General features: G+C 53.7%; 8 protein-coding genes. 5 read left to right on the top strand and 3 right to left on the bottom strand.

All coding sequences use genetic code 11. The features are described 5' to 3' along the window. The first annotated feature begins 1093 nt into the window (after positions 1–1093). The 5 genes from PHO31112_RS26815 to PHO31112_RS26795 are packed head-to-tail and all read left to right on the top strand — an operon-like array spanning position 1094 to position 6749. Positions 1094–2035: a GHMP family kinase ATP-binding protein gene (locus tag PHO31112_RS26815; RefSeq protein ID WP_150624752.1), complete on the top strand. Its 942-nt coding sequence runs from the start codon at positions 1094–1096 to the stop codon at positions 2033–2035. 18 nt (positions 2036–2053) lie between these two features. Then, the gene (locus PHO31112_RS26810; RefSeq protein ID WP_150624750.1) at positions 2054–3124 is read left to right on the top strand and encodes a pyridoxal-phosphate dependent enzyme; all 1071 of its coding nucleotides are present in this window, start codon (positions 2054–2056) and stop codon (positions 3122–3124) included. Beyond that, positions 3114–4349, top strand: a complete 1236-nt coding sequence (locus tag PHO31112_RS26805; protein WP_150624748.1) for an ATP-grasp domain-containing protein — start codon at positions 3114–3116, stop codon at positions 4347–4349. The genes PHO31112_RS26810 and PHO31112_RS26805 overlap by 11 nt, the downstream gene beginning before the upstream one ends. Then, a complete protein-coding gene (locus PHO31112_RS26800) occupies positions 4346–5536 on the top strand; it encodes an ATP-grasp domain-containing protein (RefSeq protein ID WP_150624746.1) in 1191 nt (396 codons plus the stop codon). The genes PHO31112_RS26805 and PHO31112_RS26800 overlap by 4 nt, the downstream gene beginning before the upstream one ends. Before the next feature lie 16 nt (positions 5537–5552). Continuing rightward, positions 5553–6749, top strand: a complete 1197-nt coding sequence (locus tag PHO31112_RS26795) for an MFS transporter (RefSeq protein ID WP_150624744.1) — start codon at positions 5553–5555, stop codon at positions 6747–6749. Positions 6750–7536: 787 nt separating this feature from the next. Here PHO31112_RS26795 and PHO31112_RS26785 read toward each other — a convergent pair. From PHO31112_RS26785 to PHO31112_RS27315, 3 genes are all read right to left on the bottom strand, one after another. Then, positions 7537–7800 (bottom strand): transposase, encoded by a 264-nt coding sequence (locus PHO31112_RS26785; protein WP_174995912.1) that lies wholly within the window; start codon positions 7798–7800, stop codon positions 7537–7539. A 266-nt stretch (positions 7801–8066) separates the two neighbouring features. Next, positions 8067–8309, bottom strand: coding sequence for a hypothetical protein (locus PHO31112_RS26780; protein ID WP_150624740.1), 243 nt, complete (start codon positions 8307–8309; stop codon positions 8067–8069). Positions 8310–8466: 157 nt separating this feature from the next. Next, positions 8467–8625 (bottom strand): hypothetical protein, encoded by a 159-nt coding sequence (locus PHO31112_RS27315; protein ID WP_174995911.1) that lies wholly within the window; start codon positions 8623–8625, stop codon positions 8467–8469. Between the last annotated feature and the right edge of the window lie 385 nt (positions 8626–9010).

Raw genomic sequence — 9010 nt, 5'->3', positions numbered from 1 at the left:
CTCGTTTGTCTCGTTTGTTTTCATCGGATCGTTGTACGACTACATGGGGCTATGTTTTGATTTGTGCTGACATCGATACAAACTTCGCAGACCGAATAATAGGCAAATTAATGAACGCGCCTCCCAATATTCCCCACATTTCACAAATTGATCATTGAATTTAATATTCGGAAAAATTTCATAGATTTATCATTTACGGCAATATTCCGGAAATTAATATGCCGAATAAACGTAATGGGGATATAGATAAATTTCGACGCCAGATTGGAGATGTCTCGGAAGTTAGATTCTGCCTATCTGTGTCCGCCCCTTTCGTTTGGCGGTGCTTCACCAGCTGAGCCATGGCTCCGTTTCCGCGCCTCGCTCATCGAACCGGACGTGCGCTACTAACGCGTCCGGCTCTCGGACAGAACATCATCCATTCGCCCACGGAAAGCTCTGCAGGAGCTTTGGCAGGCGGATGAGTCCAAGTTTCTGGTCATGCTGGATTTTGGTATGCGACGGGGCGTCGCATCAGCGAGCTGGCCGGTGCCACGCTGCACAGCATCTAGGCCGACTCAGCCGTAGATCAATGGATACACGTGATCGGCAAAGGCCGCAGGCAACCTCCGAACTTTGGGACGCGGTTCTGCAGTTGGCGTCGCTTGGAACGACGAAAGTCAGTATTGACCGCTAGCTTCACTTAGGCGAGGCGACCGAATTAGGCTGAGACTGTCGAGTAGCGACGTCCATCCCATATTCGCAAATGGCACTTTTGGCAGCTATGTGGTCACCACCCCAAGGGGTGGATGCTTGCCTCCAATGGAAGCCGTCCGCCCCCCCGCTGAGCAATTCTGTGCATTGACCGAGTAAAAATCACTTCGCACCTGGCTCTGCTTCGATACATCGTCATTATCGCAACTGATCTTCAACCGTCATTTCGATCGTGGGGCATTGGAAAGTGTCTGGTTCTTTCAAAAAATAGTATCCATAGGCATCGTATTTGTTAGTTATATGAGCATCGCACGATGCTCATTGACAGGGAATATTTAGGATGGTTAGGATCTCGCCGCCCATCAGTCGTGTCGTCCATTAGTACAATTTGGAGTTCGACATGCTTCGCTCATATGACGCTCCATTTGAGTTCAATCGACCAACAATACCGAGTGGAATCATCCCTATTGGACGAGCGTCAGTTCATGCCCATCATGGTGAGTTGGTCCAAGGGCGCTTCAGGTTTCGCGGACGCCTGATTGACGCGCTGGTCACACTCCCAATCGCTGGCAAGGGAAGCGCAGCGACGTTTTTCCCCGTTGCCGATTCGGCGTCAATCAAGGTCATTCCACCGTCAAGGAAAAAAGCTCAACGCGCGGCTCGAATAGCTCTTGAGTACCTAGGGGTTTGTTCCGGCGGAACACTTGTCATTGATTCCAGCATTCCCCTCAAATGGGGAATGGGCTCATCAACCGCAGATGTCGTGGCGGCGGTCAAAGCCGTGGCGGAAGCAACGGGGCATAGGCTGATGGAGTCGGAAATTGCCGCGCTAGCTGTTCGTGCTGAAGGGGCGTCAGACCCAATCATGATGTCTGCTAAACCCTGTCTATTTGCGCATCGAGATGGCTTCGTTGTTGAAATACTTGAAGGTGCCGCACCCGCGTTCGTTGTTATGAGTGTTGTGGCGCACGAGTTAGCAAGTGGGTTGGATACGCTATCGCTACCGAAAATCGAGTACACGGACCAAGAAATTGACTTGTTTGACGCGGGCATCGCGACCCTGCGCGAAGCATATCGCTCGGGGAACTTGCCGGCCATTGGTGCTGTTGCGACCAGAAGCGCGAGCATCAACCAAAAATACAGACCCAAGCCGCTTTTTGATGAGCTAGTCGAGATATCTCATCGCGCTGGTGCGTTAGGGGTGCAAGTTGCGCACAGCGGCAGCGTAGTGGGCCTGCTCTTTCGACAACCGTTTACGTCGAAGGACCTAACGAATATTGAGCATGCGCTTGACGAGATCTCCAACCTGAACGTACACGACGTTCAACTCTTTGGTCTTTAATCTAGCCAGGGGCGAGAGATGGCTGAGTTCGATGTTACTTCAGTGGTATCCGGCGGCGTGGAGCAACACATTTTGCCGCCGCTTGTGAATTTGCAGAGAAATCTGATAGCGGCAAATTTCTCACTGATGAAGTTGCTTCCAGCGAGAATTGTCATTGACTCTGCAACCCGATCCGGCAAGTTACCTCCCCGTGGGGGCATCATCGCGGAGAGTAGTTCTGGAACGTTTGGACTTGGGCTCGCGCTCATTGCAAAGCCCCGAGAACACCGCCTGATTATCGTTACCGATTGTCTTGATTCGTGTCTCGAGGCGCAGCTAAGCGTGCTAGGTGTGGACGTTCACTTTGTGCCACCTCGCCCGGGTTTGAACATCCAGGAGGCGAGGCTCGCTCGGCTACAGGAGCTTTTAAAAGACAATCCAGATGCGTTTTGGCCAGAGCAGTATGTGAATCCACAAAATCCCGCTGCGTACGATCACCTAGCTTCGCACCTCACTTGCTCCATTGGCAAGTTTGACATTCTGGTGGGCTCCGTTGGCTCTGGCGGTTCGATGTCTGGCACGACTGCGGCCTTGCGCCGGCGCGGGATGAATGTCCGCGCAGTCGCCGTCGATACGACGGGAAGCGTGCTATTTGGCGCGCCCAATGGGAACCGAAAGCTCGGTGGGCTGGGGTCGGGAATGCCGATGGGAAATCTTGACCACACGCAGTTCGATGAGGTCCATTGGGTGAGCGCAGCGGTGGCGCACCAAACGGCCTACGCTCTCTACAAGGAAAGCGGCCTATTCAAAGGGCCGACAAGCGGCGCAGCCCATGCTGTAGGTGAATGGCTTTCACGCACCAATCCAGACAAATGTGTTGTGACAATTCTACCGGACGATGGTTATCGGTACGTCGACACTGTGTACTCGTCCGACTGGCAGAAGGGGACTGGCTTCCTATCGGAATCAATTCCTGACGAACCGACGACGGTATTGCATCCTTCTTTGATCAGGGATGACGACCATTGGGTCAAATTCAGTTGGCATCGCAAAAATATCACTGACGTGAGCGCAGAGGCGTCGTGTCTAGGAGTTCAGCATGGCGAGTAACGCGAAGTCCTTTGTGCTTTCTGTCGATACACTCGGCGCAACTGCCGATTTACTCCTGTCCGCAGCGCAATTCCATCAGCAAGGGCTCATTATTCTGACCCCTGCGCCCGACAGAGTGCTTGATGAGATCGGACACGAACATGCTCATGCATCCGCATTGGCGGTTGTTCAGGTAGATTTCTCCAAACCCCTTGAAGTCAAACAAGTTGCTCACGAGCTAGCGAAGCGGCTCAGAATCTCCGGCATTCTGGTTCAGTCTGATCGGGCTGCAGTGCTTGGCGCGACGATCGCTCAGGAGCTAGGGCTGCCGGCGCATCCGGTCACCGCCATGCGAGTTTGCCGCGACAAATCGCAAACCCGCAGGGCACTGGCAGCTGCCGGCGTCAAGTCCATCCTGTTCTCCGAGGTGATGTCGGTGGAGTCCGCGCTTGAAAAGGCGGAGACATTCGGCTACCCGATGATCGTAAAGGACCCCAGCGGGACAGGAAGTGCCAACGTCTTCATCGTGAACGATGCGGATGAACTGGGCCAAGCCGTTGCGGCAATTCTGGCGACACGCGATTCGGTGCTCCTCGAGGAGTTTCTAAAGGGGCCTCTCTATAGCGCTGAATGCGTCATTCGCAATGGCAATGTCGCCATTCTCGGCTATTCCAATCGTGAGCTCACCGATTTCCCAGACTTCAATGAGCTTGGTCTTACTTTTCCATCGGACATTGCTTCTGCATGGAAGGAGAAGACCGAAACCTACATCGAGAGTATCACCAAGGCCGTTGGCCTATCGAATGGATTTGCTCACATCGAGTTCATTCTGACGACAGATGGTCCGCAAGTCGTAGAGGTGAACCCTCGAATGGGGGGGATTGGGCTCGGGCGCATGCTCTCGCTTGCACTCGGAGATAACGTCTTCAAAGTCGCAATTGCGATATGCCTTGGATTGACACCACCGGTAACTATGCCTTTACGTAGTGTTCATATCGGTTGCAAAATTCTAGGCGCAAAAACCACTGGCCGTATTCGCTCCATACGAGGCGTGAACGCTTTAACAGGATTTCCAGGGTTCATGTCACTTAGTCTCGTCCGGCGCGAAGGCGACACGATTGCGTCGGCACGCGACTATCGCAATACCGTCGGTTATCTCCTCACTACCGGGGAGACACCCACGCTCGCCTATGATTACGCACGTGCAGCGGCAGCAACCATCGTTATTGAAACGGATAACCTATGAAGCACGTACTAATCATTGGCGGTTGGACTGAGAACTACGAGGCTGCGTTGAGGCTTGGGTATCGTGTCACGGGATTTGCTGCGATAAACCAACGTACGCTCCTGTCTAATGACGTGCTGGCCCAATGCGAGTTCTGGGATGTCGACGCCTCGGACGTACCGCAAGCACTGCTCTGTGCAATGCAGCTCAATCGGGCGGCGCCGATCAGCGGTGTGTTTTCGTTTACGGAAAAAGGACTTGAGACTGCCGCCGTGATCGCTTCAGTGCTTGGCGTGCCGGGCAACGAACTGGACGGCAACGTGCGCACGCGAAACAAGCAACTGACGCGAACTGCCATGGCAGGAACGGCACTCGACAATGTCGCATGGCGCGTTGCTTATGGCGAGAGCGATGTTGTGGCGTTCTTCGAGTCTCATGGTCCTCTTGTCATTAAACCGATGAACGGTGTCGGATCCGAAGGCGTCAATGTTATCCGGGATGCTCAGGCTCTACGCACTGATCTGGGCAAGCGGGCGTTTCCTGTGTTGGTTGAAGCCTATATCGAAGGCAGTGAATACAGCGTTGAAACGATTTCTCTCGCCGGAGAGCATAGCGTGCTTGCCGTCACGCAGAAGACACTCACTGACAATCTGGTTGAGATGCAACATTTGATGCCGGCCCCCATTGGAAGCGATGAACAGCTTGCGTTGGAGCAAGCGGTGGTACTTCTACTCTCCACTATGGGCATTCGTAACTCGGTAGCTCATTCGGAATTTCGCCTCAACCGCGATGAAGCGGGTAGGCTGCACGTGTACCTAATTGAGACCCAGTTGCGCACAGGGGGGGGCCGAATTTGGAAGCTCCTCGAACTGTGCCGCGGGATCGATGTGTTCTCAGTGCTAATTGGAGGGGTCGTCGACAGCGCGCATGATTTACCGACGTTGACTGCGCCACGTCCCTGTCTCGCTTACTTTCCGCGCTTTGGGCAGGGCATTGTTCATCATATCGAAGGGCTTGCTGACGTAGCGGCTGCGCCTGGCGTCGAGTTTGTAGACCTGGAAATTTCCGAAGGAAAGCCCACAAACGCCTATGTTAGCTCAGCCACTCGGAACGGCTCGATCATTGTCAGTGCCTCGAACCACACTGAGCTCTTGACTCGACGAGATGAGGCGCTAGCAATGCTACGAGTCACCGTGGACCCGGCGTAGTCAGTAGGAGTGAGCGATGTTCAAGCGTTTCAAGAAGGACAATCTAGGTACGGTTTACATCATCCTCCTATCGACATTGGTCTCGAACGTCGGCAGCTATCTGGTTATCCCGATCCTCGGTGTGTTCTTGGTCACAGAGCGCGGTCTTAGCACGGTGGAGGTGGGCGGAATTTACGCAAATATGGTGATTGCCCAGACCGTCGGTTCATTGTTTGGCGGTGTTCTCGCGGACAGGTTGGGTGCCAAACGTATTTTGCTATTAGGCCTTTTGCTTCGCGTAATCGCGTTTCCCTTGTTATTTCACGCACAGGCGATATGGACCACAGCGGCGGCTTGCATGCTCATATGGTTCGGAAGCGGTGTGTATGTGCCGACGGCGAAAGCTGGCATCTCCGCACTTAGCGACCCAGCAAACAAGCCGAAGTGGCTGGCATTGCGCAGCACCTATGCAAACGTTGGCGTGGTTACGGGGCCGCTTTTAGGGCTTTTTTTTGCACCGATCTTTGGTCAGGCAGTCTTGTTTTATGCCGCTGCCGCATTGTTCCTCCTAGCCGCGATTTGCAACGCGCTCATTCCAGAGTTTCAGACATCGATTGCGCAGCCGCTAGGCCGCTATATCCGCACATTTCGCGACATCCTGCGCATGCCAGGTGCATGGATGTTAGTTTTCATCGTGTTCGGATTTAACGCCTGTCATGCGCTGTTCGGTCTTGTTATGCCGATCTTCGGCAAGCTTCATGTGGCCCCGTCGGCCCCCCAAATCACCTATATCGTCAATGCGATTGTTGTCGTTACTCTTCAATTGACGGTCGCAACCCGGATTCAGTTGATGCGCAATGGTGCAAGCCTACCCGTGGGCTTTATGACCATTTCACTCGCTGCAGTTCTGATGAGTTTTTCGACCCAAGGCGTGTGGCTTTTTGGCGTCGCGGTCGGCATTTACTCAATCGCAGAAGTCCTCCTTCTGCTGAAGGTCGATTACATCGCGTCCAACGTTGGTCACAACGTGCTTGGCGCCACCTTCGCTATGAGTTCGATGCTTGGCGCACTAGGAGGGGCAATAGGCAACCAGGGGTTTGGCGCGTTGTATGAGATGTTCGATCCGGGCAAATTTTGGCTCTGGTCAGCACTGCTTGCGGCGTGTCTCGGTCTATCTATCTTGACCTTTCCGAAGGGGCTCCGAAAATCAGCGACAGGTGTAGTTGAACTTTAGTTCAGAATTGAAGTAGGAGCGTGGTGGGCTAATCCCTACGGTGGCCGCGAAGCGGTGATCCTGTGGCCGATTTTGTGGCGCGATTATTTGCAGCGGCACCACTCCGCCTAGGCGAGGTGGTCGAGTAGCCCGCCCCCGCAGGCCCTCACACCACCGAACATGAATCTCGCGATTCATCCGGCTCCTATCGTCCAACCAATCCGGCATGGGTAATCTGCCAGTGAGCAAAGAGCCGCGGCTGTCGCGCAACCACGTGCTTCGTCAAAAGTGCCCAACGCCCATAAATGTAAATTCCCCATGAACCCTTACAAGAAGGGGCTCTGGAAGGCTGGGACGGATTGACGCGCCAGCGGTTCAAAACAGCGTCTGCTGCCCGCTGGTCGTCGGCGCGACTTGGTCGCACTCCCGACACGCGCGAACTCGTCGCACACCGCAACTACCTATTGGTCTACGATGTGGTTGGCAATCTGTAAGCGTCCAGCAAACCCATCTTGCAGGGCCGACCGAGTGGCCAGATAGTGTCCGCTTAAAAATATGCGGACGCGATGATGGGTACAGAATTAGCGGTTACCTTCGTGCCTCAGCAGCACTCGGATACGGCGTGAGCCGAAGCGCGGGAATTGCCCCGACAACGTTCGCGTCGCCTCAATCACCGGTGTGTTTTTACTTGGCATCTTGAGCGTATAGCCCAAGCTTGATCGGCTGACCTGCATAAGCGCACACGCTCGCCGTTGGCTCAAGCCCCGTTCGACCGCAAACCGGACCTGCTCGCAGCGAACCTGTGCGCTTACCACTTTTTTTCGCCGATCTCCTTCAAGACCTGGATATCCAGTGCTTGGTCGGCGACCAGCTTCTTCAACCTGACATTCTCTGCCTCGAGCGCTTTGAGGCGTCTGACGTCATCGCTAACCATCTCGCCGAAGCGCTTTCGCCAAGCGTAAATCGACGCCTCGCTCACGCCATGACGCTTGGCCACCTCAGGCACCGCGTGCCGATCCGCCTCGCGCAGTATCCGCACAATCTGTTCGTCGTTGCACCGGCTCTTCTTCATGCCAACTCCTCGTCTGAGCTGAGGAGCCATTATCTCTAGATTTGATTGGCACGAAATTTCCAGGACAGGTTAACGCGCATGAAAGTTTGCGCGAAGCCAGTCCCTTCGTTGACAAGAAGCCGGACGCGTAGCGGAACACACTCTCTAGAGAATGCCCCTGCTTGTTCAAGGCGGGCTTCCGCTGCATCCAGCAGGGCGTCTAGAATCACTTGGATCTGCCTGCTTTAATATACAGCTATGTTGGACTGGATTTTCTGAAAAGTTATTTACTCCCACCACTCGAAAATCGAACCCACCCCGCCAATTACTCCACCGATTATTGTTCCTACCACCGAGCCGAAAGCTGCACCACCTGCGGCGCCAACTGGGCCGCCAAGTACGGCGCCACCAATGACACCCACGCTTGCACCAGCACCCAAACCCGACAACGCACCTGTCCTAATATCGACACCAATTTTATTACCTGCCCCAGAAACAAGCTTAACTTCATCGAGGGAAAGAGTGCGCATACGATGCTCCTTTGTTTAAGCCAATGAATGCCGCCATCTTTAGCGGCGCCTACTGCTCTTGTTTTTTTATAATTTCCACAGGTAATCAGTTTGAAATTTGTTGCCTTTCCCTATTGGTGTCCGCGTTTCCTTAGTTACAGGTACAGCCTCACGCCGACTAAATATGGGGGGCGATTGTGTCACCCACGTCGATCCGCTCCGATCGGAGGAAAAGCTCATTAAATAACCTGTCGAACCATCCGTTTGGTACGGGTTTGATATCAACTTCGCCAGCCCCCGATACCGCATTGATCTCAGCCTGATTAAGCTTTCTCATGATTTTCTCCACGAAACCGAAAAGATGGATCGTAACCATCAATAAATCGATGGTCCAGGATTGGAGGAAATTTTCGATGCAGAACCCCAGAGCATGGGCCGCTCCGAGACCGACAATCCGATCCTGAAAACCGTATCTTCCAGAGACATTGGTTGAATCTATATTACGGCCCACAACCATAGCTTCAATGACGCGAACATGATAATTTCGTGAATTTCCCCTGAAATTTCTCCGCCTTGTACAGGACGAGATCCTTGATGTTGCGCATGCGCGGCATCAGGTTGATGCCCGTCACGTAACGACGTCCTCCCACCCTTGAGTAGCACGACGCTTTAGAGTCCAATCACGTAGTCAGGAGATTGGGCATGAAGAAACGATTCACCGA

It is taken from the genome of Pandoraea horticolens, assembly GCF_902459555.1.
Lineage (GTDB): Bacteria > Pseudomonadota > Gammaproteobacteria > Burkholderiales > Burkholderiaceae > Pandoraea > Pandoraea horticolens.
Note: the sequence above shows the minus strand (reverse complement) of the source record. Positions and strands in the feature narration are given on the sequence as shown.